Consider the following 24,510-nt stretch of genomic DNA (forward strand, 5'->3'; position numbering starts at 1 on the left):
CGGCTCCTTAAGCGCGGACTTGTTCGGTTTCAGGCAGCGGGGGCAGGGGGCGCCGGTCTTCCGCGTTGCCTGTGCGGTTGATGACCGCGATGCACACACCGCACACGATCACCGCGCCGATGGCACCGAGCAACGCAACGGGGCCGCCGCGCAGTGCCGTCACCACGTTCTGCGTGGCCGCCATGGCCACTACCACCGGGATGTACATCGCGCCCCAGAACGAGACGCCCGCCTCGGTGGCGGCGGGCATGAGCCCGTGCCTGTGCAGGTAGAGTCGCGCGAAGATGAGCAGCAGCATGGCAATGCCCACGCCGCCGACATTGGCCTTCACGCCGATGGCCTGGCCGAGCAGATCGCCCAGGAAGAGGCCGGCGAGATGACATAGCGCCAGCAGGGTTGTACCGTAAATGATCACGTCTTTGTCTCCTGAAGGAACGGCGATGGGTCGCCTGTTGTGTGGTGTTTTGGTGATCGAGGGTTGAGGACTTTGTTTTGCTTTGCTGGTGCATCCTTTGTTTCATCCCCTGCCGGGGCTGACTCACTTTCTTTGTCTTGCCAAAGAAAGTAAGCAAAGAAAGGCGCGCCCGAGATGGCGAAAGACTCCTTCAATTTTCGTAACCGGGCGGAGGCGGGGAAAACTCGCTGCGCTCAGACAGTTCCCCGCCTTTTTTCCGCCCGCTTACAAAAATTGAAGGCGCCATCTAGGGCAGGTACGGCCAAACCGTCGGGGCGTATGTGTTCACGCCGCGATGTGTCTCCTGTTCGTTATGCGCCTTCTGACTGCGTGTTCCATTGCTCGCGCAGGCGTTTGCGGACTTCTGACGATGCGCTGCGCAGCGGTGCGCCCAGGCGGCTTTCCAGGCCGCGCGATGGATCAGCCGCGATATTGGCCAGTGCTGCGGCGAGTGCGGTCTGCACGGTGTCGACGTCTCCGGCGTCGGGTGCGTCGGCGGATTTGACCTTCAGCAGTTTCCACAGCAAGCCGAGCGACGCGAAGCTGGCGATGTCGTACGCCATCGGCGGAATCTCTTGCGCGAGGCGTTCCAGGTCGGCGACCGAGCGCAGCGTCACGCGCGCCGCTGCGGCCTTGCCCATCGCGTGCACCATCACGTCGGCGTGGTCCAGTGCGAGCAGCCGATTGGCCTGGTAGCCGTGCGCCAGCAAGGCGCCCGACATGGCGCGACCGACGATGAGGCCGATGACGGGGTGACCGGCCAGGCGGGCGGCAGCGTAGGCATCCGCCGCTGCAGCCAGGGCGAGGTGGATGCCGTAGGCCTCCTCGCGGCGCCCGTAGGCTTGGCTTGCCACATCGATGACGGCGACGATGGCGCGCTTCTTTTCCTGCGCGGCATCTGCTGTCATCACATCGCGCACGGCACGCGCAAGCTGCCAGCCTTCGATGAGGCCAACTTCACCGTTGCGTGCGCGAGGAAAGCGGTTCTCGGCATCGGGCACGACGGCGATGTAGCGCGCGGGCTGACCTGCGAGCGCCGCATCGACGACTTGCAGCGTGCTGCCGTAACCCGGCACCGGTGTGCCGTCGGCAAGCGCACGCATCCAGGTTGCGCCGCGCGTGGAAAGTTCGTTCTGGCTCATGCGACGTCCTTTGCGTAGTGCATGCGCACATCTTCTGCCGTGGCTTGGCGTGATGTGTCGACGGCGGCAAGTTGTGCGAGGTAGTGGTCGATCTGCTCGCTGCTCTGGTGCTTGGGCGCGCCGGCGCGCAGCCACTCGATCACCTGCGCGCGGATGGCGACGGAATCGTCTTCGATGCAGACATCGGCCAGGCCGGTGGCGGCGCGCTGCTCTCCGCCGGTCAGGCTCCAGATGAAGGGGCGATCGCGCGAGTCGTATTCTTCAATGCCGGCTTCCTGCTCTATCACCTGCGGGCCGTTCAGGCCGAGGCGTGCCTCACGCGTCATCAGCAGGTAGCTGCACAGGCCCGCGGCGATGCTCATGCCGCCAAAGCACCCGACCACGCCCGCGGTGATGCCGATCACCGGTCCGTACTCGCGCAGCGCACGGATGCCTGCGTGGATCTCGGCAATGGCGGCAAGGCCCAGGTTGGCTTCCTGCAGTCGCACGCCGCCGGTTTCGAAGACGATGACGGCGCGTGTGGGAATGCCGTTGCGGTTGTCTTCTGCCGCCAGCTCCAGCGCGCCGGCAATCTTGGCGCCGGACACCTCGCCCATGCTGCCGCCCTGGAAGGCGCCTTCAATGGCGAGCACCACCGCAGGTTGCCCGCCCAGCGTCCCGCGGGCCACCACCACGCCATCATCGGCCTGCGTGACGATGCCCTGGCGCGGCAGCCACGGCGAGGTCAATTGCTCGAATGGGTCGAGCAGCTCGCGGAAGGTGCCGGGGTCGAGCAGGGCAATGGCGCGTCGGCGCGCATCGCGCTCGATAAAGCTGTCGCGTTCAATCGGGTTGCGTGACATGGCTTCTCCTTATGACCCGATCGCCTGAAGCGATTCAAGCGCCTGCTCAAGCCGCAACCGCACCACGGCCGGTGTCGCGCCGAAGTCGTTGATGATGATCTTGGCCGCCGGCCACGCGTGCGAGCCGAACACACGCGCAAGTTGCGCCTGCCACGTCGCGCTCATGCCATTGACGGACGTGGTGATGGCCACGTCGATCTGGCCGGCGTTGCCCGGCGTCAGCAACACTTCAAGGTCGCCCGAGCCGACCACGCCGGCATATGCACGGCGCGCGGCGGGTGCGCCGCCGGTGAACTGAAAATCAAGCTGCTCCATGTTCGATTTCCTGATGAGCGGATTCGGTGTCGGACGCTGCGCGCGCGCTTGCGGGCAGGCGGTCGAGGAAGAGTGCGGCAGCCAGCAGGTCGGCCGCGCCGCCGGGCGACACGTGCAGCGCCAGCATGTCTTGTTCAAGCGTGCGGAAAGCGCGACGGCCTTGCGCTGTGGCCAAGCCGCCTTCTGCGCGCACGGTGGCTGCGCCGGTCTGCACGATGTGCAGTGCCTTGGCGCCGCCGCGTGCGAGCACGCAGGTGTCGTCCAGCGCAGCCATGACGGCAAGCAATGCATCCACGCGCGCATGGTCTTCGCGAATGCCTGCAGCGCGCGCATGGCGCAACGCCGGCAGCGCGACCTTGATCACGTGCGGAAAGCCGGCACAGGCCTGACCCTTCGCACCGCCCACGCCGTAGTCATTGCAGGCGCGCTCGCCCTTGTGGCCAGTGGAGACAGGCGCAAAGCGATCCGGGATGTTGGCCAGTTGCGCCGCGCGCCCCGCAACTGCTGCTGCGCTCAATGCATGCGGCGCTTGGCTTGCAGCCGTGACCAGCAGGCCGAGCGCCCAGATGGCACCGCGATGCGTGTTGATGCCGCCGGTGGCATCGAACATGGCCGCTTCGCCTTCGCGGCCGAGGCGGCCGATGCGCTCGCGCAGCGCGAGTTGTGCACCGGCCTGCATTTCGATCTGCGCGCCAGCCAATGCCATGGCTTCAAACGCCGGGCGCAGGGTCTGGGCGGAATGCACCATCAGCGTCCAGTCCAGATCGTGATGTGCGCCGTTGCCACGCACATCCACCAGACCGGGTTTGGGCGACAGCGTCACCTCGTCGATGAGGGCAGACACGACCAGCGCGGCCAATCGCTTCGCACGTGCTCTCGGGCTGGCCGGCAGGGGCCGTTGCAATGTCTTCTCCATTACCAGCTCCGGAAGCGTGCAGGCGGATCGTACAGGCCGCCCGACCATTCGACCAGGTCGGCGATGCTCTTGGCGGCGAGCAATTCACGGCTGGCATCGCTGCGGCGCACGTCAAGGTCTTCCGGCAGGGCGATCAGGCCGTCACGGCGCATCTGTTCGGTCTTGGATGGGTCATGCCGCAGGCCGATCGACGTGACGCCCGCCACTGCCGCAATCATCGCGCGCCGCTCTTCCAGCGAACGTGCCTTGTAGAGATAGGCGATACCGTCTTCGGTCAGCAGGTGGGTGACGTCGTCGCCGTAGATCATGATGGGCGCCAGCGGCATGCCGCTTTGCTTGGCCACGGCCACCGCATCCAGCGTGTCGACAAAGGTCGGCTTGCCGCCTTCCTGGAACGTTTCGACCATCTGCACGACGAGCTTCTTGCCGCGCTCCAGCAGCGTCACGGGTTCGGTCATATCCAGCCACGCAGGCGTGGCGTGGCGGCGGCCGCGCGGGTCGTGGCCCATATTGGGCGCGCCGCCAAAACCGGCCAGCCGACCGCGCGTGACGGTGGACGAATGCCCGTCGCCATCCACCTGCAGCGTCGCGCCAATGAAGAGGTCCACCGCATATTGGCCGGCGAGCTGGCAGAGCATGCGGTTCGAGCGCAGCGAGCCGTCGCGGCCGGTGAAGAAAACATCGGGGCGCGCGGCCACGTAGCGCTCCATGCCCAGCTCGGTGCCGAAGCAGTGCACGCTTTCCACCCAGCCGGATTCAATTGCGGGAATCAACGTCGGATGCGGGTTCAGCGTCCAGTTGCGACAGATCTTGCCCTTGAGGCCCAGGCGTTCGCCGTACGTCGGCAGGATCAGCTCGATGGCAGCGGTGTTGAAGCCGATGCCGTGGTTGAGCGACTGCACGTTGTGCCGCTGGTAGATGCCGCGAATGGCCATCATCGCCATCAGCACGTGCACGGGCTTGATGAGGCGCGGGTCGCGCGTGAACAGCGGCTCGATGTAGAACGGCTTGTCGGCCTGCACGATGAAGTCGACCCACGAGCCGGGAATGTCGACGCGCGGCAGGTCGGCCGGGTCATCGACGATCTCGTTGACCTGCACGATGACGATGCCATCGGAAAACGCAGTGGGCTCGACCAGCGCGGGCGTGTCTTCGGTGCTCGGGCCGGTGTAGATGTTGCCGTCGCGGTCGGCCTTGAAACCGGCCACCAGCGACACGTCGGGAATCAGGTCCACCACCAGCCGTGCATACAGCTCGATGTAGGTGTGGATGGCGCCGACTTCCAGCAGCCCGTCGGCCAGCAACTGGCTGATGCGCAGGCTTTGCGGCCCGGCAAACGAGAAGTCGAGCTTGTGCGCGATGCCGGCTTCAAAAATGTCGAGATGCTCGGCGCGGCTCACGCTGGGCATGATCATGTGCAGATCGTGCAGGCGCTCGGGGTTCACCTTGGCCAGCGAGCGAGAGAGGAAATCCGCCTGCTTCTGGTTGTTGCCTTCCAGCACGACGCGGTCGCGCGGGGCGAGCAGCGCTTCGAGCGCGGCGACGATGTCGCCAGTGGGAATGACCTTGCCGTGGGCAATGCGGCGCGCTGCGGTCAGGCGGCGTTCTTTCTCGTCGCGTCGGCGGCGCCATTGTGGCGGGATGGGTGCGTTGGCCCCGTTTGCCGATTGGGCGGGCATCGGTTGCATTGGGTGGCGTCTCCAGCCTTGATGGATTTGATGCCCTGTACCGTAGGCTGTAAAAAGGTGCACTTCAATCAACCTAGGCGCGGTTTCATTAACTTGAAGTTAATGAAACAATGGCCGATTCTGATAGCAGCGCGCAGACAGAACGCGCCCGGAGGAGCCCCTGCCATGGCAATCGATGAAGACATCACCCTGAAGAAGCTCGAGGTCTTCCAGTCGTTCATGACGCTGGGCAACATGGCGCGCGTGTCGGAAGCGCTCGGGCAGAGCACGGTGAGCGTGCATCGCGCGCTGCATTCGCTGGAAGAAGGCTTGCGCTGCCCGCTGTTCAAGCGCGATGGCCGCAAGCTGATTCCGCTCTCGACCGCCTACGTGTTTGCCGAACACGTGGAACGCATCCTGGCCGAGTGCGAAGCCGGCGTGCGCCGCACGCGCGAAGCGGCGGGGTTCTCGTCAACCACGTTGAAGATCGGCGGCCTCTATTCGATGACGGTCGGCACGCTGCCGCGCATCTTTGCGGGGCTCAAGACGCGGCGCTCCGCACTCGACATCGAACTCACGCTGGGCTCGAATCGCAGCTTGCTGGCCAAGCTGGAAGACGGCCAGCTCGACGCCATCGTCATCGCGCTGGGCGAGCCGTTGCGCAATCCAGACCTGCTGACCGTGCCGATGTTCGACGACGAGATTCTGTTTGCCGCGCCGCTCGGCTCGCCGTATGCGTCGTCAGCGGAGATCGACTTGCAAGCTGTACGCGGCGAGAAGTTCGTTGCGCTCGGCGACGATTTTGCGACGTACCACGACTTCATGGCTGCCTTTGACAAGGCCGGCTTCGCGCCGCAGATTGCCCTGCGCGTGGGCGACATCTTCTCGCTCATGAACCTCGTGAGCGGGGGCATCGGCTACGCGTTGCTGCCGCGCCGCGTGGCGGATTTCAGCCCCAAAGTGCAACTGATTCCGCTGGCCGCACGCTATGCGATCAGTCAGCACATTGTGCTGGTGATGCAGCGCAATCGGGAGCGCGATCCGAACCTGCTGGCGTTGTCGGCGGAGTGTCGGTTGTTGGGGGCGAGATAGCGCCGGTGTAAGGGCGGGCGAGCCCAGGCAAGCCCCGGCACCGATGCTGCAACATCGGCACCAGTAGACCTCATGCGCCTGGGTCGCCCATGAAGTCAGCGTTGTTGCTGGAGGTGTTCCGGCGTATAGGCCGCGCTTGTTGCGCATGCGTTGCCGGCAGCGTTGCGGTTGAACACCGCGTGTGAGCTGGCGGCGTGGGAGATCGAGCGGGTCACGGCATTCCTCTTCATGTGATGAACGGAACCGCGCCCAACCCTTGGGGGGGGTGGGCGAGCACAGGCAGGTTTGGAACACCGAGACATAACGATCGGCACGGCCGAAGCCGTACAAGCCTGGCTCGCCCAATGAGGGAGACGAAGCCAAGCCATAGCGAATGAGGACAAGAACCTATGCTCGGTTCCTGCCCGGTATGTACAAGGTTTCCACACCTCGATCGCTTTCCCTATGGCACGGAAAACGATGGCGCAGAGTGTACCGATAGCTGCTTCGTCTGAGCAGGGGCGAAACTATAAATCAGAATTGGCGTATGTCGGGCAGTCCGTCACCGACCCCGTCAGTCAGACATCTACCCTCACAGACTGCTCCAATGTCGCGGTCCCTCCGGCCACCAATCCAGCGATCGTGCCTTCCTGAATATCGAGAATCACTTTGATCGCACTCGGAGATGGCGGCAGCATCAGTTGTCCTTGTTCTATTGTCATCACCCGGTGCTTGACGCCCATTTTCTCGTATAGAAAGCAAGCCAAAGGGCCTGCTGCTGTGCCGGTTGCCGACTCTTCATGAATCCCGAATCTTGGTGCGAACATGCGCGCTCCTGCTTGACGATCAGCAGTCCGCGTTGATGTCGAAAAGAGGTAATAGCCGATCAGGTCGAGTTCCTCGCTAATCGCTTCGATCGCCCGCTGATCCGGACGGATTGCAGCGACGGAGTATTCGTCGGGCAACGCAACGATAAGAAAGCTGTTGCCCGTGTTGACCACGGTCGGTTCTGCCATGCCATAGATGTCCTCCAGCTTCATCCCAATCGATCTTGCAATTCGCGCAGCGAGATCGGATTCCTGCTTGATTGGGTGATACACGGGAGGCTGCTGTTGCATCAAGATAACGTCACCGTCAACGAGAACGGTCCTGCAGCCATCGATCGTCTCTTTTGACAGACTTCCATCGGCGACCCTACCGAGCTTCCTCAGCAGCGAGAAGGTCGCAATCGTCGCGTGTCCGCAGTGAGCAATCTGGCGCGTTGGCGTGAAGAACTCGAGTTTGATCGTCGCTATGCCCGACTTCGACACGAAGGCTGTTTCTGATAACCCGACTTGCCTGGCAACTTCCCGCTTCTGGTCAACGTCGAGCGCATCAGCGTCAATCACAACCCCCGCGGGGTTTCCCCCGCTCTCTCCGTCAGTCAACGACCTGACGATCTGTACATCGATTCGCATTGATTCTCCACATGCCAACGGCACGCAATAGCAGCCGAAATATCGCCCGGATTCTCAACGATATGGCCGGGGCCGTCGAGTGCCCGACATGCTTGATCGCCGCCACCATTTGCATGTGAGCGGTGCCCGCGCATTCGATTGCTTTCTCTACGCGGCGTCTGGCATCTGCAACTATTGCCGCAGACCAAACAACCCTTGCCAGAACGACTCGAACGCGCTCGCGTGTCGCTGGGGCGAAGTCGCCTCATCGGGTTGGGGCGTCGCCTCGCTGTCGGGTGTGTCTGTGGTGGCCGCGGTGTCGCGCCGTGCTTCCTGCAAAGCCCACACGCTGTCGGCAATGCGCGCGGCAAGTTCTGCATCGCAGTCCCTGCCGAGCAGCACGCCGAACAGGACGTCGCGATTGTGGCCGTCGTTGGCAAAGCGCATCGCGATGGCGACCATCTTTTCGTAATGTTCCTGCGCAAGGCGTTCGCGCTCGCGTTGCGCTTCCCGCTCCTGTGCTTCCTGTGCCTCTTGCTCGGCTTGCCAGCGCTGCATTTCCTGCGCGAATACCTCGTCGTAGACCCGGCGCTGTTCAGCATCGGAGAGGATGGCGTAGGCTTCGCGAATTTCCTGGAACGCCGCATAGGCCTCGGCTTCGCGGCCGGGGTTGCGGTCTGGGTGCCACTTCATTGCGGCGCGGCGGTAAGCGCGCTTGATTTCGTCCAGGGTCGCGTTCGGCTGCACGCCGAGGGTCGCGTAGATGGTCGTCATGTGCGGTGTGGCGGCTGCCGGGGGGAAGGTCATCCTAGCATGGGAGTGTGTTCATGCTGACGGGTCGATCACCCACGTCACAACACGCTCTCGAGCCCTGTTGCATCAAAGCATTCTCACGTATATAGTTAGCCAAATGGATAACAATGGAATTGCGCTAGACGCGGTATTTCACGCGCTTTCGGACCCAACGCGCAGGGCGGTTATTCAGCGGCTCGGCGAAGGGCCCGCGACGGTGAGTGAACTGGCAGAGCCATTCGACATGGCGCTGCCGTCATTCATGAAGCACATGCGGGTGCTGGAAGGCGTCGGGCTGGTCAGCTCGCAGAAGAGCGGCCGCATCCGGACGTGCACGCTCGAGCGCAAGAAGCTGGCCGCAGCCGAGCGCTGGTTTGAGAAGCAGCACGCGATCTGGGCGAGCAGGTACAGCAATCTGGACAACCTCTTAGAGAAACTCCAAGGAGAAAGCAATGAAGGCTGATCTTCGGTTTGATTTCGTCGTCGACATGCAAAAGAGCAGCCTCACCGTGAGGCGGGAATTCGCGGCGAAGCGCCAGCTTGTGTGGGATTGCCATACGAAGCGCGAACTGCTCGATCAGTGGTTTGCGCCCAAGCCGCTCGCCACCAAGACCAAGCATATGGAATTCAAGGAGGGCGGCTACTGGCACTACGCCATGATCACCCCCGATGGACAGTCGTTCTGGAGCCGCCTGGACTATCAGAAGATCAACCCGATCGACGGCTATTCGGCCCTTGACGCCTTTTCTGATGAAGACGGCGCCGTGAATCCAGATCTGCCCCGCGCCCGCTGGGATGTCACCTTTACCGATGCGAACGCACGCACCCTTGTGACCACTGTGGTGCTGTACAACTCGCCGGAGGATGTGCAGAAGGTCATCGACATGGGGATGAAAGAGGGCATGACCTCCACCCTGGAGCGCCTCGACGAGCTGCTGCTGACCCTGACCGAGCGGGGTGCGCTGGCCTAAGACCGCGCTCGCAGATGAAAACGCCCCGACCTGTTCGGGGCGTTTTACGTTGGGTATGCGGCGCGCTTCAGGTGACGGTCAACGTTCCATTCATCGTCTCGTGGCCCGAGCCGCAGAAGATGTCGCACAGGAAATCAAACGTGCCGGTCTTGTCGGGCGTGAGCGCCAGCCGCACGGTCTGCCCCGGCACAACATCGGCGCGCACGTTGAAATCCGGGATCGAAAAGCCCATCAGGATGTCCTGTCCGGTCAGCTCGAACACCACGGGCACGCCGCGCTTGAGCGTGATCTTGTCGGGCGTAAAGGTGAACTTGCGCGCGTGCACGCGGATGACCGTCGGGCCCTCGCCGTGCGCAACACAGGCGAGCGCCGCACCCGCTGCGAGCACGGTGAACTGGCGCAGCGCCAGCCGGCGCTTGGGGTTGTGTGCAATGAGAGGGCGCATGTCAGGTGGTCTCCGGCGTCTTGGTGATGGTGTTGGCTTTGCTGTTCGCCCGGATTGGCTGTTCGGCGAGCGCCCAGGTGGCGGCGTCCTGCTTGCCGTGCTCGGTGATGCTGCGCCAGCCCAGGCCGCGGTAGGGCGCGGCGGCATCCCACGGGATCGGGTTGCGTTTGGCCTGCGAGCCCGGCGCGGGTGGCGCGGGTAGCGGGAACATCAGCGAGCGCGCCGAGTGGTGCGCAATGTGTCCGGTCATGTGGTGATGCTCCTGATGGATGTGGCCGTAGAACACCGTCACGTTCGGGTGCGGCATCAACAGGTCGATGACCTGCTGGCCGTCGCGTGTGGCCCAGTCCCATTGCGGGTACAGATCGAACAGCGGCCGGTGCGTGAACACGACGATGGGTGTGTGCTCCGGCACGGAGCGCACATCCGCCGCCAGCCACGCGAGCTGTGCTTCGCCCACGCGCGCCGATGGGTCGGACACGTTGTCGATGGCGATGAAGTGCACGCCCTTGTGATCGAACGAATAGTGCGTGCGGCCGAAGAATTCGATATAGGCCTCGCCGTTGTCGAGCGAGGCGTCGTGCTCGCCCGGCATGTAGTGCACCACCGGCACCTTGATCTGCGCGGCAATGTCGCGAAACTCGGCCAGGCGTTTGCGGCGCTCGGCGGGGTCGTCGCTGATGTGGCTGAGGTCGCCCGTGAAGATGACAAAGTCCGGCGCGGGCGACAGCGCATTCACCGCCGCAATCGCCTTGGGCAGCGTGCCTTGCGAATCCGGGTTGGGCGCGCCCTTGAAACCCCAGTGCGTGTCGGATAACTGCACGAAGTAGAAATCGTCTGGCTTGGCGCCGGCGGTGCGCGCGGTGGCGGCCATCGCCTGCCAGCCGGGCAGGCCCGATGCGTACACCAGACCGCCGACCGCGGCCAGTTGCAGGAACTGGCGTCGTCCGGGTTGCTTGCTCATGGGTGTCCCCTGCAATAGATGACTGAGTTGGGTAGCAGTCCAGCGCGAGGGCAATGACGGAAGCGCCGGTCCTGTCTGTCATACCGGCCGGGGTGCCCGCGTATTCCACAAGATTGGCGTTTCCACAAAATTTCTTCGGGGCGGGAATAAACTGGATTGCGCCCCGGTATACGGAGGTCAACTGCCTCCAGGCCGTTATGCCCGACCTGTCAGACCCCACGCTCGATCTGCCCACCGACGCCCAGCGCTTTGCGCAGGCGGTGTTGCCGCATGTCGATGCCGCCTACAACCTGGCGCGCTGGCTCTCGGGCGACGCGCAAGACGCCGACGACATCGTCCAGGAAGCCTGCCTGCGCGCATTCCGGCTGTTTGGCGGGTTTCGCGGCGGCGATGGCCGCCCGTGGCTGCTGGCCATCGTGCGCAACACGTGGTTCTCGGAATGTGCCCGCCGCAAACAGGCCCCGGCCCAGCCGTGGGATGACGACGCGGCCGCCTGCCAGAGCAACGACGACAGCACCAGCTACGGCGTCGACCCGGCCGCGCTGCTTGCCCGCATCGACGACGTGCGCCGCGTGCATGCCGCGCTGGCGCAGTTGCCGGTGCCGTATCGCGAGGTGCTCGTGCTGCGCGAACTGGAGGACCTGCCGTACCGCGACATTGCCGCCGTGGTCGACGCGCCCATCGGCACGGTGATGTCACGGCTGGCGCGTGCTCGGCAGCAACTCGCCCGCCTGCTCACGGAAGACAACGCGCCGCTGCGCACCAATGTGACGCCCATCCGCGCATCGGGCGGCCTGGGAAACAGCACCAAGGAGTTCCGCCATGAACTGTGACGACATCCGCGCGCTGCTGGCTGCCCGCGCCGATGGCGAACTCGGTGCGGCCGACAGCCTGCGCATCGAGGCGCATCTGGCCACATGCGCCGCTTGCACCGACATCGCCGCGCGTCACGATGGCGTGGTGCGTGCACTGCGCCAGGGGCTGCGCGCGCCGGCGTTGTACACGAAGGCGCCCGCAGGTTTGAGCCAGCGTGTATTGCAGGCCGTGCGAGCGGAGGCTGGCGTGCAGGCCGAATCGACTCGCGCGCGCGCGCCGCGCCGCATGGAATCACCATGGCAGCGCATGGCCAACTGGTTGGTCACGCCATCTCGCGGGCTCGGCTTGGGACTGGGCGCAGGCGCGCTCGCAGCGGTAGCACTTGGTGTGGGCGTGCTGGTTGGCCGGCCCGATGCGGCGGCGCTCACAGCGCACGACATCACCGCCAGCCATGTGCGGGCGCTCCTGGGGGCGCGGGAGACCGATGTCCTGTCGTCCGATCGCCACACGGTCAAGCCGTGGTTCAACGGCCGTATTGACTATGCGCCGCCGGTCGTCGACCTCGCCGCTCGGGGTTTCCCGCTGATCGGCGGCCGGTTGGACTACATCGACGGGCGTCCGGTGGCGGTGCTGGTCTACCGCTCCGCGAAGCATCCCGTCGACCTGTATGTACGCCCCGAGGCCGGCAGCGACACCGAGCCCACGCTGCGCACCGAACGCGGCTACCAGTTGATGATCTGGCGCACTGCCGGCATGGGCTACTGGGCCATCACCGACGCCTCTGCCGACGTGGTGCAAGCGTTTGCGCAGGCCCTGCGGGGCGGTTGAGACCACCGCGCAGACACCGCCCATGTGCGCGCCTGTGCTCAATGGGGCGGTGCGTCAATCTTGTCCCGGCACGGGCTTCCCCTTGTATTGACGCGGAATCACAAAGGTTTCGGTTCCGGTGACCGATACGTTCCTTTACCATTCCAAACAGTCCTGTGTGGCGCGCTCCGTGCCGCTGTCACGTCTTTTTCGCCACGGCTTTCTTGTCGGTTTCTTCTAGGTTTCAAACATGGTCTCTGCGACGCCCCGCATCAGCAACGCAACCCTGTCAGGCATGCTTCGCGGCGGCCGCTTCTCACTCGGCAACCGCATCGTCTTGAGCTTCGGTGCGCTGTTCGTTTTGATGGTCATCATGGCGGCGGTGTCGTACACGCGGCTTCGCGCGATTGACGAAGAGGCGATGAGCCTGGAGCGCGACTCGGTACCGGGTTTGTATTTGTCGACATCGCTGCGCGCGGCCACGCGCAACAGCCAGGCGATGCTCGAACGTGCATTGTTTGTGGATACCGATGCAGATGCCGTGCGGCGCGACCTGGACCGTGCGGCCAAAAGCGTGCGGGAGCTGGATCAATACGCGACCGCCTACGAGGCCACCATCTTCCGCGAGGATGACCGCCAGCGGTTTGGCGTGTATCGCGCCGCCATCGACAAATACCTGGCCATGTTCAACGACGCTGTGCAACAGGCCGCCAAATCCAGGCCAGCTGCACAGGTTGTGGCGCAACGTGCCATTCCTGCCTGGGAAGAGGCCGTGAAGGTTGCCGAGCAGCTTGTGACGGACAACCGTGCGGCGGCCGACCAATCGGCGCAGCAGATTCGCAGCTCCGTACAGAGCACCGAGGTGACGCTGGCCGTGGCGCTTGGCGTGGTGTTGCTCGCCGCGCTGGTGTTGGGCTATGCGCTGTTCAAGGCGATTACGGTGCCGATGGCCCGTGTGGTGGATGCGCACGATGACATGCGCACCGGTAACCTGTCTGGCCGGCTCGATCTGCGCCGCAACGATGAATTCGGCACACTGGAAGAAGGCTTCAACCGCATGGCCGAAGAGCTGGCGAGCCTGGTGTCGCAGGCCCAGAAATCTTCCCTGCAGGTGACGACGTCCGTGGCCGAGATTGCCGCCACGTCCAAGGAGCAGCAGGCCACAGCCGCCGAGACTGCCGCCACCACCACCGAGATCGGCGCCACGTCGCGCGAGATCTTTGCCACCTCGCGCGACCTGCTGCGCACGATGAACGAGGTATCGAGCGTGGCCGAGCAATCCGCCACGCTGGCCGGCGCCAGCCAGAGCGGCCTCACGCGCATGGAAGACACCATGCGCGGCGTGATGGAAGCTGCAGGTTCGGTCAACGCCAAGCTGGCGATCCTCAATGAAAAGGCGACCAACATCAACCAGGTGGTCTCGACCATCACCAAGGTGGCTGACCAGACGAACCTGCTGTCGTTGAATGCTGCGATCGAGGCGGAGAAGGCCGGCGAATACGGCCGCGGCTTTGCGGTGGTGGCCACGGAAATCCGCCGACTGGCCGACCAGACAGCAGTCGCCACCTACGACATCGAGCAGACGGTCAAGGAAATCCAGTCGGCCGTCTCCGCCGGCGTGATGGGTATGGACAAGTTCTCGGAAGAGGTGCGGCGCGGCATGCGTGATGTGCAGCAGGTCGGCACGCAGCTTTCGCAGATCATTACCGAAGTGCAGACGCTCGCGCCGCGCTTCCAGATGGTGAACGAAGGCATGCAGACGCAGGCCACTGGCGCCGAGCAGATTACGCAGGCGCTGTCGCAGTTGTCCGAAGCCGCGCAGCAGACGGCGGAGTCGCTGCGCCAATCGTCGCAGGCGATTGATGACCTGACGTTGGTGGCCAACCAGCTTCGTACCGGCGTGTCGCGTTTCAAGATCGAAGCCTGATCTGAAACGCATCCGCATTGAGGTGTTTTTGCTGTAGCGAGAATCGCCATGCTTTATCTCCTGTTCCAGCTCGATGGCGACCGCTATGCGCTCAACGTGGCGCAGATTGCCGAAGTGCTGCCCTTGGCGGCCACCAAGTCGATTCCGGGTGCGCCAGATTGGGTGGCGGGCGTGATCGAACGGCATGGCGCGCCCGTGCCGGTGATCGACGTGCCTCAGCTTGCCTTGGGCCGCCCCGCGCGGCCATTGCGCTCCACGCGGCTGGTGCTGGTGCGCTATGAATCCGGCATCCGTGGCGACGAGGCGCCGCTGCTGGGCCTGATGCTTGAGCACGCAACGCACACGCGACGTATCGACGAAGTGCACTTTGCCGACAGCGGTGTCGCCACGCCCAATGCGCGCTGGCTCGGTCCCGTGGCACGCCTGGACGACGGCCTGGTGCAGCGGGTCGATATCGAGGCGATGCTCGACGCGCACGTGCGTGCGTTGCTGTTTCCGGCAGCCGTTGGCTGAGCATCATGGTGGCCGTTGATCCCCGCTTTGAAGCCTGGCTTTCGCACGAGACGGGCATTGACGCGCCGTCGCTCGGTGCGAACACGCTGGAGCGCGCGGTGCTGGACCGCACGCGCGCAATGCTGGCCACGCGCGGCATGCCGAACACCGTGGACGCAGCGGCGCTGGACGCATACTGGCTGCGCCTGAACACTGTGCCCGAAGAACGGCAGGCCCTGATCGAAGCGCTGGTGGTGCCCGAGACGTGGTTCTTCCGAGACCGCGAGGCCTTTGTCACGCTTGCCCGCGTGGTGGGCGAAAAACTTGCGCGCGAGCCGATGCGCGTACTGCGCATCCTGAGTGCGCCGTGCTCGACGGGGGAAGAGCCGTACTCTGCAGCGATGGCGCTGCTCGATGCAGGCATCGACCCCGCACGCTTCACCATTGAGGCGATCGACATCAGCGTGCGCGCCATTGAACAGGCACGGCGTGGGGTGTACGGGCGCAATGCATTCCGAGGCCATCCGCTGACCTTTCGCGACCGGCATTTCACTGAAGCCGCCGGCGGCTGGCAGTTGAGCGATACCGTGCGCGGGCTGGTGCGTTTTGCACAAGCCAACCTGTCGGACGCACCGGCCGATGACACGCGCTACGACTTCATCTTCTGCCGCAACGTGCTGATCTACTTTCACCGCGATGCGCAGGATCAGGCGATTCGCCGGCTCGATTCACAACTGGCGGAAGACGGCATGATCTTCGTCGGCCCGGCGGAAACGGGCCTGATGATGCGTCATGCGATGAGCTCTGCGCGCATTCCGCTGGCGTTTGCGTTTCAACGCATGGCAGCCGGTGAAACTGGCGTGCGGACGCCGTTGCCGTTTCGCTTGCCACTGCCGCCCGAACATGCGGTTCCGGTGGTGGGATTGCCCGGCGTGGCATTGCCATCCGTACCGGTGCGTCCCGTGGCGGCGCGCGTGTCTGCGCCACCCAGACCGAACCCGGCGCCGAGCCTCGCCGCACGCCCGTTACTGCCCGCCATTCCAGAGATTGAGGCCGTGCTGCGCGAGCCGCCCACCGTGGCTGACGCACGGCGGCTGGCCGACGCTGGCAATCTTGATGAAGCCGAACGTGTGGCGCTGGAGATCGCCAACCTGCGTGCCCCCGAGGCCGATACGTTCTACCTGCTCGGCCTGATTGCCGATGCGCGCGGGCGCCAGGCGGATGCAGGGGATTTCTACCGCAAGGCGCTGTACCTGGAACCCGCGCATTACGAGGCGCTGACCCACCTGGCCGCGCTGCTCGACGTTGCCGGCGATACGGTGGGCGCACGCCAGCTCATGCTGCGTGCGGAGCGCGCCCTGGCGCGCCAGGACAAGACCCCATCTGCACTCTCCGGAGCCCCGGAGCACTCACGAGGAAGACATGGCGCACGCCGTCCATGACCACGCGGGCGTTACCACGCTCGTAGATGACTGCTGGAACCGCATCGGCACGCGTGGCGATCAATCCTGCCCGCGCCTGCCTGAGTACGCGCGCTGCCTGAACTGCCCCGTCTTTGAAGAGGGGGCCGCCGCGCTGCTGGATCGCGCGCTGAGCGATGCCGACCTGGAAGCCGCGGCGCTGGCGCATCGCACGGCCGCGCCGCTGCGTACGCTGGAGCAGGCGGGCGCGGAGTTGGCCGTACTCGTATTCCGTATCGCCGATGAATGGCTCGCGCTGCCGGCCACCGCACTGCGGCAGATCGATACGCCGCGCGCCATCCACACGTTGCCGCATCGGCGCAACCGGGTGGTGCTGGGGCTGGTCAACATTCGCGGGGCACTGACGGTGGCGGTGTCGCTGGGTGAGCTGCTGGGGCTGGATCAAGCGGGCAGCAAGCACGCCGGGCGCAATTGTTATGCGCGGCTCTTGGTGGCTGCGCACCGGGATGAACCGGCCGTCTTCCCGGTGGATGAAGTGGAAGGCGTGCTGCGCTTTCCGGCCACCGCGCTGCTGCCGGTGCCGTCCACCCTCACGCACGCGACCACGGCCCACGCACGCGGCGTACTGGCGTGGCGCGATGCCACCATTGGCTTGCTTGATACCGACCGCGTGTTCGACTCGATTGCCCGGAGCCTGCGATGAGCATGGATGACGATCTGGGCCGCCAATCGTTGCTGGCGCTGTTCCATGAAGAAGCGCAGACGCAGACACGTGTGCTGTCCACCGGACTGCTGACGCTGGAGCGTACGCCCGCCGATGCCGCCGCGCTCGAAGCCTGCATGCGTGCGGCACATTCGCTCAAGGGCGCGGCGCGCATCGTCGGCCTGCAGGACGGTGTAGACGTGGCACACCGCATGGAAGAGTGGTTCGTGGCAGCGCAGAACGGCACGCTGGTACTAAGCGCTGCCCATATCGACGTGCTGCTGCGTGGCACCGATCTGCTGCTGCGTGTCGGCCTGCCTGCTACGGGCGGGCAGGTGCCGCGAGCGGAGGTCGATGCCGTTCTGGCTGCGTTTTCCGCGCCGGAGGGCGCCGCCGTCGCACGCGCAGCTACAACGTTTGCCGAACCGGAGCCCGCCACCGAAGACGCCACGCTGCAGGCCGCGATGGCGCTGCTCAATGCCGAGGTGGCGGCGCTCTCCACGCCTGCGGTGCCGCCGCCCGAGCCCGCTGCACCCGCACCGCAACGTGCGCCCATCGGCAGCACAAGCGATCCGCATCGCATGCTGCGCGTGCGCGCCGACAACCTTGACCGTCTGCTGAGCCTGTCGGGTGAATCGCTGGTGGAGTCTCGTTGGCTCAAGCCGTTTGGCGAATCGATGTTGCGCGTCAAACGCACGCACCGGGCGGCAGCGCTGGCGCTCGACACGCTTTACGAAACGCTGGTCGAGCGGCTCGACCGGCATGCCGACGCCGACATGCACGCTGCGCTGAACGACGTGCGCCAGATGCTCAGCCACATGCAGCAGACGCTGGGCGAGCACATCGACGATCTCGACCGCTTCGATCGTCGCAGCACACACCTTGCTCAGCAGCTGTACGACGAGGCATTGCAATGCCGCATGCGGCCGTTCGGCGACGCGACGCATGCCTATCCGCGCGTGGTGCGCGACCTGGCGCGCTCACTGGGCAAGCAGGTGCGCTTCAGCATTGTCGGTGAGGCCACGCAGGTCGATCGAGACATTCTCGACATGCTTGACGCACCGCTTGGCCACCTCCTGCGCAATGCCGTCGACCATGGCGTGGAAACGCCCGCAACCCGCGAGGCACAAGGCAAGCCAGCGGAAGCCGGCATCACGCTGGAAGCGCGCCACAGCGCCGGCAAACTGCTGATTACCGTGGCCGATGATGGTGCCGGTATCGACCTGGAGGCGGTGCGCGCAGCAGTGGTGCGGCGCGGGCTGTCCGATGCCGACACCGCCAGCCGCCTGTCGGATCACGAGTTGCTCGACTTCCTGCTGCTGCCGGGTTTCTCGATGCGCGAGCAGGTGACGGATGTGTCCGGACGTGGTGTCGGGCTCGATGCCGTGCACGAGATGGTCAAGGCGGTGCGCGGCACCGTCCGCATCCACAACGAGCCGGGGCGCGGCACGCGCTTCATGCTGCAGTTGCCGCTCACGCTGTCCGTCATCCGCAGCCTGCTGGTGGACGTGGGCGGCGAGGCGTATGCGTTTCCGCTGGCCTACGTTCGGCGCACGCTTGAGCTGGCCCGCACCGAGATCGACATGCTCGAAGGCCAGCAGCATTTCCGCTTTGAGGGCCGCCCGACAGGATTGGTGACGGCGCACCAGTTACTCGGTACGCAACCCCCGGGCGAAGCGCGCGAGAGCGTGCCGGTGGTCGTGATTGGCGAGGGCGCTGAGACATACGGCATTGCTGTCGACCGCTTCCTGGGTGAGCGCATGCTGGTGGTCCAGCCACTGGATGCTCGGCTTGGCAAGGTGCGTGATATTGCCGCCGGTGCGCTGATGGAAAACGGCGATGCGGTGCTGATCGTCGATGTCGACGACCTGCTGCGTTCAGTCGACAAGCTCGTGCGCGGCGGCCAGCTCGACAAGGTCCAGCGCGGGCAGGGCGTGACCGTGCAGCAGCGCAAGCATGTGCTGGTGGTGGACGATTCGCTCACGGTGCGCGAGCTGGAACGCAAGCTGTTGGAAAAACGCGGCTACGCCGTCACCGTGGCCGTAGACGGCATGGACGGTTGGAACGCCTTGCGCGGCGCAGACTTCGACCTTGTCGTTACCGACATCGACATGCCGCGCATGGATGGCATCGAACTGGTCACGCTCATCAAGCGCGACGCCGCGCTCAAGGCGCTGCCCGTGATGGTGGTGTCCTACAAGGACCGCGAGGAAGACCGCCGCCGCGGCCTGGATGCCGGAGCGGATTACTACCTCGCCAAAGGCAGTTTCCACGATGAAGCGCTGCTCGACGCAGTGCGCGACCTGATTGGAGAAGCGCGGACATGAATATCGGTATCGTCAACGATATGCCGCTGGCTGTTGAAGCCATGCGCCGCACGATCGCACGCCGGCCCGAGCACCGCGTGCTGTGGGTGGCGACCGATGGGGCGCAGGCCGTTGAATTTTGTGCAGCGCAGCCGCCCGACGTGGTGCTGATGGATCTGATCATGCCCCGCTTTGATGGCGTGGAAGCCACCCGACGGATCATGGCGTCGCGCAACCCATGCGCGATCCTGGTGGTGACCAGCAGCGTGGGTGCCAACGCGTGGCGCGTGTACGAGGCGATGGGCGCCGGCGCGCTGGACGCCGTGGATACGCCCACGCTTGGCGGCGGCGCGGATGCCGAGGCCAAACACCCGTTGCTCACCAAGATCGACCAGATCGGCCGCCTCCTGGATAAACCCGTGGCGCCGAGGCCGTGTGTGGGCACCCCCGCGCGTGACGGCGCGGTGCCTTTGGTGGCCATCGGCGCCTCTGCCGGAGGGCCCACCGCGCTGGCTGCCGTGCTCGGCAAACTGCCAGCGGAGTTTGCCGCGGGCATTGCGGTGGTTCAGCACGTTGACCAGGCCTTCGCAGCCGGGATGGCCGAATGGCTGAACGGCCAGACCGCCCTGAAGGTGCGCGTGGCCGTGGAAGGCGATCGCCCGCATGCAGGCGAGGTGCTGCTCGCGGCCACCAATGACCACATGCATGTGCTGCCCGGCGGTACCTTCGGCTACACGCATGAGCCGGCCAGCACGCCCTATCGGCCGTCGGTCGACGTGTTCTTCCACAGCGTGGTCGAGCACTGGCGGGGCAGCGCCATCGGTGTGCTGCTTACGGGCATGGGCCGGGACGGCGCCATCGGCTTGAAGGCAATGCGCGCCAAGGGTTACCACACCATCGCGCAGGACGCTGCCACCAGCGCGGTGTATGGCATGCCCAAGGCTGCGGCTGCGCTGGATGCGGCGCGCGCCATCCTGCCGCTTGACCGCATCGCCGACGAACTCATCGCGCTCGTGCGCGCCTGAAGCACGCACGAGCCATCGCCATGACACACATAACCAGAAACGGGGAGCATCACATGACCAACCAACCTGAGATTCCGGATCATCCGGATGGAGCTGACCAGAATAAGCCCATGCCTGCAGCGGAAGCCGCATTGGAGGCCGCACGCGCGCTGTTGCGTACGCCGGCAGCTGCCGATGTACCGGTGATGGTGCTGCTGGTGGACGATCAGGCCATCGTGGCCGAGGCCATCCGTCAGGCGCTGAGCAGTGAAGATCGTATTGATTTCCACTACTGCGCGCGCTCCGACGAGGCGATGATCGCCGCCATCCAGACGCGCCCCACGGTCATCCTGCAGGACCTGGTGATGCCGGGCACCGACGGTCTGACGCTGGTGCGCGACTATCGCGCCAACCCGGTGCTGCGCGACGTGCCGATCATCGTGCTGTCGACCAAGGAGGAGCCGGTCATCAAGAGCGCTGCCTTTGCAGCGGGCGCCAACGATTACCTTGTCAAATTGCCCGACCGCATCGAATTGCTGGCGCGCATCCGTTACCACTCGCGCTCGTACGTCAACCTGCTGCAGCGTGACGAGGCGTACCGCGCGCTGCGCCAGTCGCAGCAGCAGTTGCTCGAAGCCAATCTGGAACTGCGCCGCCTGACCAACTCCGATGGCCTGACGGGGCTGGCCAACCGCCGCTATCTCGACGAATACCTGAGCGCGGAATGGCGGCGCGGCGCGCGCGAGGGCACGACGCTGTCGTTCCTGATGATCGATGTCGACAACTTCAAGCTCTACAACGATACCTACGGCCATGTGGCCGGGGACGAGGTGCTCAAGCGCATCGGCAGCACGGTGGAAGCGTGCCTGGGCCGCCCCGGCGATCTGGCAGCGCGTTTTGGCGGTGAGGAGTTTGCTGTCGTGCTCCCCGGCAATAGTGCCGAAGGGTTGAAGCTGCTGGCAGAGAAGATCCGCGGTGCGATCGAGACCCTGCGGGTGCCGCACCTGCATTCGTCCACCGGCGACTACGTAACGGTCAGCATCGGCGGCGCGCTGGTGAATCCGGTGCACGACGTGCCGACCACCACGCTGATCGAAGCCGCCGACCTTGCGCTGTATCAGGCCAAGCACGAAGGCAAGAACCGTACGGTGGTCGGCGCGGGTTCACGTGCGGCCCGGGGCGTCTAGGTGCTGCAAGCCATGCGGGCCGAATGATCGAAGCGGCGCGCGCCGTGTTACCTAGGTTTCGGCAAGCTGGCTTTTGGCCACAAAGGCTTCAAACGCGGCGGGCGGCACCGGCGGGCAGAAGAGGTGGCCCTGGCCGTAGTCACAGCCTGCCGCCACCAGGATCGCCTTCTGCTCCTCGGTCTCAATCCCTTCGGCAATGACCTTGATGCGCAGCGCGTGCGCCATGCTCACGATGGCGCTGCATAGTGCGATGTCTTTTGGGTCGTGCGCGAGGCTGCGCACGAACGACTGGTCGATCTTGATGTAGTCGATATCAAAGCGCTTCAGGTACGAGAGCGACGAATACCCCGTGCCGAAATCGTCGAGTGCGATGTCCACACCCGCGCGCCGGAATTCGTGCAGGTGCTCGATCACCTCCGCGCTGTCGGCCATCAACGAGCCTTCGGTTATTTCAACGACCAGACTGTGCGGCGGGAGCCCCCGGCGCTCCACCACCTTGGGCCACGATTCGGTGCCCGACTGGTGCGCGCGGAACTCCAGCGGCGACTTGTTCACCGACACCTGCATCGTGTTGTCGAGCGTGGCCTGCCAGTGCGTGAGCTGGTCCAGCGCCTTGTTCAGCACCCATTTGCCGATCTCGACGATCAGCCCGGTGTCCTCGGCCACCGGAATGAAATCTCCCGGATCGATCTCGCCCCGCACGGGGTGGGTCCAGCGGATCAGCGCCTCTGCCTTGTGGACCTTGCCCGTGAGCAGATCGACGATGGGCTGGTAGTGCACCGCAAGCTGCCCGTGCGCGAGCGCCACGCGCAAGTCGCTGGTCACGCGCAGGCGTTCCTGTTCGGCACGCTGCAAGGCCGGGGTAAAGACGGCCCATTGATTGCGCCCCGCGCTCTTGGCCGCAAACATGGCTTGGTCGGCGCGCACGAGCAGCGATTCCGCGGTGTCGGCGTCGCGCGGGTACAGCGCCACCCCGATGCTGGCCGACACTTCCACGCTTTCCTGGCCAAGCGGCAGCGGTGCGGCAATGCGCGCAAGCAGGCTGCGAATAATGGGCGTGACCGCCCCGGCATCGGACAGGTCCGGCAGGATGATGGTGAACTCGTCGCCCGCCAGCCGCGCGACCGTATCGGTGCCGCGCACGATGGCCGAGATGCGCCGGGCAATCTCCTTGAGCAGAACGTCGCCCTGGTCATGGCCGAGCGTGTCGTTCACTTCCTTGAAACGGTCCAGATCGATGAACAGCAACGCCAATTGTGTGGACGTCTGACGCGCCCGCGCAATCTCCTGGCGCAGGCGGTTGTAGAACATATGCCGGTTGGGCAGATCGGTGAGCGCATCGAAGTTGGCCTGCCGCCAGATGACCTCTTCGGCGCGCTTCTTCTCCGTCATGTCGTGGATGAGCGCAACCCGGCGCGGCTCACCCAGCGTGCTGTCTGCAAAGGTGTCGATCGTGAGCAGGGCGGGGAACTCGCTGCCGTCCTTGCGGCGGATCAGGTATTCGCCGCTCCACGACCCCTTGGTTGCAACGCCCTCGCGCATGGCTTCGATCACGGCCCGCTCGTTGCATTCGGAACGGATGGTGTCGCTGGACTGGCCCTTGAATTCCTGCGCCGAATAGCCCGTGGTGACGGTAAACGCCGGGTTCACGTCAATCACGCGGCCGTCGAGCGTCATCACCATCATCGCTTCGCTGCTCGATGCATAGACCATGGAGGCCAGGCGCATCTCTTCGATGTGCCGCTTGCGCTCGGCACCTTGGTGGCGCAGCGTGAAATACAGCAGCGCGAGCAGCAGGGTGGAGCCGGCTGCCTCCACCAGCGAAGTGCGCCGATAGCCGTCGTAAGGCGCGAGCACCGAGGCTACCGACTCGCCCACCAGGAAGTACAGTCCGATCTCCGGCACATGGTGATAGCCGATGATGCGCTCCACGCCGTCGGTGCCCGACACCACGCGGTAGTTGCCTGTTCCCAGCGCACCCGGCTTGTTGAACTGCCGGGCGCGCGGCGGCTTTTCGATACCCGCGGTCGGATTGGGCACGCGTGCCAGGACCTGCCCTGACTCGCGGATGATCGTGGCAGCCCCGTCCTTGCCAATCGCAAGCGTATTGGCAAAGCTGGCGAACTGTTCCGGGCTGACCGACACCACCACGACACCGGCAAACTGCCCAGCCCTGAGGATGGGGCGTGTGAACTGGATCGACCACTTTTTCGAGACCTTGCCCTGCACCGGGTCGCTGATGAACAGCACGTCGCGTCCGCCGGATTCCTTGTGCACGCGAAAGTGCTCGCGCTGGCTCAGGTCGAGGCGTTCTGTCGTGGGGCCGATGCTGGAGTAGACCAGCATGCCGTTCTCGTCGATCACGGCCACCTGGAAGGTCAGATCGCGCACGGCTTCCTGCCGCTCGTGGATGACGTGCTCGAACACGTCGCGACCCGACAGCCAGCTCGCGCGCAGATCGAGCAGGAACTCCGACACGCGCCGCACGCTGCCGAGTGAGTACTCACCAAATGCCCGTGCTTCAACCTGCGTGCGCGCCTGCGCATCGCGGATCAGCCTGTCGTGCTCCAGGGTGAGCTGGTGGAATGTGAACGTCCAGATGAACAGCAAGACTACCGCCGCACCAACATTCAGCGGCGACAGCAGCCTCTGCCCCCATCTTTGCCCGGGCGTGTTACCGGTCGTGCCATCAGAAGAAGCCTTCGATTGCTCTGCGGGCATCCCCACTCCAGCGTTTGCGTGTCCAGTTGTCTCCGGCACGCGCGCAGCGTGCCTGACGTCGGCAATTTTATGTGCCTTCCACTCTATATCGGAGCGAAGCACATGTGTCTT

General features: G+C 64.9%; 23 protein-coding genes. 12 read left to right on the forward strand and 11 right to left on the reverse strand.

The window, feature by feature from the left end; genetic code table 11:
* Positions 1-7: 7 nt before the first annotated feature.
* The 6 genes from madL to mdcA all read right to left on the reverse strand — a co-directional run bounded on the left by madL (position 8) and on the right by mdcA (position 5,357).
* The gene (gene madL, locus ACU8YE_RS16530) at positions 8-415 is read right to left on the reverse strand and encodes a malonate transporter subunit MadL (protein WP_433868398.1); all 408 of its coding nucleotides are present in this window, start codon (positions 413-415) and stop codon (positions 8-10) included.
* 350 nt (positions 416-765) lie between these two features.
* Complete coding sequence (gene mdcE / locus ACU8YE_RS16535; protein WP_446929188.1) at positions 766-1,596, reverse strand: biotin-independent malonate decarboxylase subunit gamma; 831 nt, start codon at positions 1,594-1,596, stop codon at positions 766-768.
* Positions 1,593-2,438 (reverse strand): biotin-independent malonate decarboxylase subunit beta, encoded by an 846-nt coding sequence (locus ACU8YE_RS16540; protein ID WP_446929189.1) that lies wholly within the window; start codon positions 2,436-2,438, stop codon positions 1,593-1,595. The genes mdcE and ACU8YE_RS16540 overlap by 4 nt, the downstream gene beginning before the upstream one ends.
* Before the next feature lie 9 nt (positions 2,439-2,447).
* Positions 2,448-2,753, reverse strand: a complete 306-nt coding sequence (locus tag ACU8YE_RS16545) for a malonate decarboxylase subunit delta (RefSeq protein WP_260801093.1) — start codon at positions 2,751-2,753, stop codon at positions 2,448-2,450.
* Positions 2,740-3,669 carry a triphosphoribosyl-dephospho-CoA synthase gene (locus tag ACU8YE_RS16550; protein ID WP_446929190.1) on the reverse strand — a complete coding sequence of 310 codons (930 nt, stop codon included), beginning with the start codon at positions 3,667-3,669 and terminating at the stop codon, positions 2,740-2,742. The genes ACU8YE_RS16545 and ACU8YE_RS16550 overlap by 14 nt, the downstream gene beginning before the upstream one ends.
* Positions 3,669-5,357 carry a malonate decarboxylase subunit alpha gene (gene mdcA / locus ACU8YE_RS16555; protein WP_446929191.1) on the reverse strand — a complete coding sequence of 563 codons (1,689 nt, stop codon included), beginning with the start codon at positions 5,355-5,357 and terminating at the stop codon, positions 3,669-3,671. Before mdcA ends, ACU8YE_RS16550 begins: the two co-directional genes overlap by 1 nt.
* Positions 5,358-5,522: 165 nt before the next feature.
* On the opposite strand from mdcA, the gene ACU8YE_RS16560 reads away from it, so the two are divergent.
* Positions 5,523-6,428: a LysR substrate-binding domain-containing protein gene (locus ACU8YE_RS16560; RefSeq protein WP_316869261.1), complete on the forward strand. Its 906-nt coding sequence runs from the start codon at positions 5,523-5,525 to the stop codon at positions 6,426-6,428.
* Between the two features lie 557 nt (positions 6,429-6,985).
* Here the strand turns inward: ACU8YE_RS16560 and ACU8YE_RS16565 are convergent.
* The gene (locus tag ACU8YE_RS16565) at positions 6,986-7,864 is read right to left on the reverse strand and encodes a PhzF family phenazine biosynthesis protein (RefSeq protein WP_446929192.1); all 879 of its coding nucleotides are present in this window, start codon (positions 7,862-7,864) and stop codon (positions 6,986-6,988) included.
* A 171-nt stretch (positions 7,865-8,035) separates the two neighbouring features.
* Positions 8,036-8,617, reverse strand: coding sequence for a J domain-containing protein (locus tag ACU8YE_RS16570; protein WP_446929203.1), 582 nt, complete (start codon positions 8,615-8,617; stop codon positions 8,036-8,038).
* Between the two features lie 136 nt (positions 8,618-8,753).
* Here ACU8YE_RS16570 and ACU8YE_RS16575 point away from each other — a divergent pair, with 136 nt between their 5' ends.
* Positions 8,754-9,098, forward strand: a complete 345-nt coding sequence (locus tag ACU8YE_RS16575; protein ID WP_232038846.1) for an ArsR/SmtB family transcription factor — start codon at positions 8,754-8,756, stop codon at positions 9,096-9,098.
* Complete coding sequence (locus ACU8YE_RS16580) at positions 9,088-9,606, forward strand: SRPBCC family protein (protein ID WP_446929193.1); 519 nt, start codon at positions 9,088-9,090, stop codon at positions 9,604-9,606. The genes ACU8YE_RS16575 and ACU8YE_RS16580 overlap by 11 nt, the downstream gene beginning before the upstream one ends.
* Before the next feature lie 67 nt (positions 9,607-9,673).
* Here the strand turns inward: ACU8YE_RS16580 and ACU8YE_RS16585 are convergent, their stop codons facing one another.
* Positions 9,674-10,051 carry a cytochrome c oxidase subunit II gene (locus ACU8YE_RS16585; RefSeq protein WP_322017939.1) on the reverse strand — a complete coding sequence of 126 codons (378 nt, stop codon included), beginning with the start codon at positions 10,049-10,051 and terminating at the stop codon, positions 9,674-9,676.
* Position 10,052: 1 nt separating this feature from the next.
* Positions 10,053-11,015, reverse strand: coding sequence for a metallophosphoesterase family protein (locus ACU8YE_RS16590; RefSeq protein WP_446929194.1), 963 nt, complete (start codon positions 11,013-11,015; stop codon positions 10,053-10,055).
* A 197-nt stretch (positions 11,016-11,212) separates the two neighbouring features.
* Between ACU8YE_RS16590 and ACU8YE_RS16595 the strand changes: the two genes are divergently transcribed.
* From ACU8YE_RS16595 to ACU8YE_RS16635, 9 genes are all read left to right on the forward strand, one after another.
* Entirely contained in the window at positions 11,213-11,848 is a 636-nt protein-coding gene (locus ACU8YE_RS16595; RefSeq protein WP_232038851.1) for an RNA polymerase sigma factor, read from the forward strand.
* Positions 11,838-12,659 carry a zf-HC2 domain-containing protein gene (locus tag ACU8YE_RS16600; RefSeq protein ID WP_440818768.1) on the forward strand — a complete coding sequence of 274 codons (822 nt, stop codon included), beginning with the start codon at positions 11,838-11,840 and terminating at the stop codon, positions 12,657-12,659. The genes ACU8YE_RS16595 and ACU8YE_RS16600 overlap by 11 nt, the downstream gene beginning before the upstream one ends.
* A 229-nt stretch (positions 12,660-12,888) precedes the next feature.
* Positions 12,889-14,565 (forward strand): methyl-accepting chemotaxis protein, encoded by a 1,677-nt coding sequence (locus tag ACU8YE_RS16605; RefSeq protein WP_440475939.1) that lies wholly within the window; start codon positions 12,889-12,891, stop codon positions 14,563-14,565.
* 48 nt (positions 14,566-14,613) lie between these two features.
* Entirely contained in the window at positions 14,614-15,078 is a 465-nt protein-coding gene (locus ACU8YE_RS16610; RefSeq protein WP_446929195.1) for a chemotaxis protein CheW, read from the forward strand.
* A gap of 5 nt (positions 15,079-15,083) precedes the next feature.
* Complete coding sequence (locus ACU8YE_RS16615; protein ID WP_440475938.1) at positions 15,084-16,499, forward strand: CheR family methyltransferase; 1,416 nt, start codon at positions 15,084-15,086, stop codon at positions 16,497-16,499.
* Positions 16,480-17,181, forward strand: a complete 702-nt coding sequence (locus ACU8YE_RS16620) for a chemotaxis protein CheW (protein WP_316879745.1) — start codon at positions 16,480-16,482, stop codon at positions 17,179-17,181. The genes ACU8YE_RS16615 and ACU8YE_RS16620 overlap by 20 nt, the downstream gene beginning before the upstream one ends.
* The gene (locus ACU8YE_RS16625; protein ID WP_446929196.1) at positions 17,178-19,508 is read left to right on the forward strand and encodes a response regulator; all 2,331 of its coding nucleotides are present in this window, start codon (positions 17,178-17,180) and stop codon (positions 19,506-19,508) included. Before ACU8YE_RS16620 ends, ACU8YE_RS16625 begins: the two co-directional genes overlap by 4 nt.
* Positions 19,505-20,512: a chemotaxis-specific protein-glutamate methyltransferase CheB gene (gene cheB / locus ACU8YE_RS16630; protein ID WP_446929197.1), complete on the forward strand. Its 1,008-nt coding sequence runs from the start codon at positions 19,505-19,507 to the stop codon at positions 20,510-20,512. Before ACU8YE_RS16625 ends, cheB begins: the two co-directional genes overlap by 4 nt.
* Before the next feature lie 110 nt (positions 20,513-20,622).
* Positions 20,623-21,678 (forward strand): diguanylate cyclase domain-containing protein, encoded by a 1,056-nt coding sequence (locus tag ACU8YE_RS16635; protein WP_446929204.1) that lies wholly within the window; start codon positions 20,623-20,625, stop codon positions 21,676-21,678.
* A 51-nt stretch (positions 21,679-21,729) separates the two neighbouring features.
* Here the strand turns inward: ACU8YE_RS16635 and ACU8YE_RS16640 are convergent, their stop codons facing one another.
* Positions 21,730-24,399 carry a bifunctional diguanylate cyclase/phosphodiesterase gene (locus ACU8YE_RS16640; protein ID WP_446929198.1) on the reverse strand — a complete coding sequence of 890 codons (2,670 nt, stop codon included), beginning with the start codon at positions 24,397-24,399 and terminating at the stop codon, positions 21,730-21,732.
* Positions 24,400-24,510: the final 111 nt, after the last annotated feature.

The sequence above is a fragment of the Ralstonia sp. VS2407 genome (assembly GCF_052950655.1).